This window comes from Streptomyces mutabilis, assembly GCF_014649815.1.
Taxonomy (GTDB): Bacteria; Actinomycetota; Actinomycetes; order Streptomycetales; family Streptomycetaceae; genus Streptomyces; species Streptomyces mutabilis.
Genome location: NZ_BMTT01000097.1, coordinates 1 through 1,000, shown reverse-complemented (window position 1 = coordinate 1,000; position 1,000 = coordinate 1). Strand labels below are relative to the sequence as shown.

The following is a 1,000-nucleotide window of genomic DNA, read 5'->3' as shown; positions in this document are numbered from 1 at the left end:
CCACGAACCGCACCCCACCCGCATCCACCGACGGCACCGGCACCGACCACTCCACCCGATACAGCGAATCCGCGCGGTCCAGGCGTTCGGGGGCTCGCAGGTGCAGCGTGCCGACCGTCGCGACAGGCCCGCCGGTGCCGTCGGCGACCGCGATCCCGATGCCGGCGGACGCGGAGCCGCTCAGTCGCACCCGCACGGTGGCCGCGCCGCTCGCGTGCAGTCCCACGCCCGTCCACGCGTACGGCAGCAGCGTGCCGGGCTCGGCGCCCTCGAGGAACGCGGCCCCGTGGAGCACGGCGTCGAGCAGCGCGGGGTGGATGCCGAAGGCCGCCACGTCGCGGACCCGCTCCGGCAGCGTGACCTCGGCGAACACGTCGTCGCCGACGCGCCAGGCGGCAGTGACGCCCTGGAAGGTCGGTCCGTAGCCGGTTCCGTCGTAGAAGCCGGCGAGGTCGAGCGCGACGGCTCCGGCGGGCGGCCAGTGCGCCGCGTCCCAGGCCGGTTCGACGGCCGCCGCGGTGAGGACGCCGGTGGCGTGCCGGATCCATTCCTCTCCGTCGCGGTCGCGGGAGTAGATGTCGAGTTCGGCGCGGCCGTTCGCGTCGGGGGCCGAACCCCGCACCTGCACGGCGACCGCGCCGGTCTCGGGCAGCACCAGCGGGACGGCCAGCGTCAGCTCCTCGATCTGCTGCAGGCCGGTCTCGTCGCCGGCGCGCAGCGCCAGCTCCACGAAACCGGTGCCGGGGAACAGCACCCGGCCGTGTACCACGTGATCCGCCAGCCACGGGTGCGTCCGCAAGGACAGTCGGCCGGTCAGGATGACGCCGCCGTCGTCCGGCAGCTCGACGGCGGCGCCGAGCAGCGGGTGCTCCACGGACTCGAGCCCGGCCCCGGACACGTCGCCAGCCGACCCGTACGTCTCCGGCCAGTAGTAGGTGTGCTGGAAGGCGTAGGTCGGCAGGTCCACCCGGCGGGCAACCGTGCCGGCGAAGAACGCCTC

General features: G+C 74.8%; 1 protein-coding gene. It reads right to left on the bottom strand.

Features of this window, described 5'->3' with window-relative positions; all coding sequences use genetic code 11:
• Window positions 1-1,000 (bottom strand): polyketide synthase dehydratase domain-containing protein (locus IE142_RS34805; RefSeq protein ID WP_191889407.1); only part of this gene is annotated, 1,000 nt, incomplete at both ends.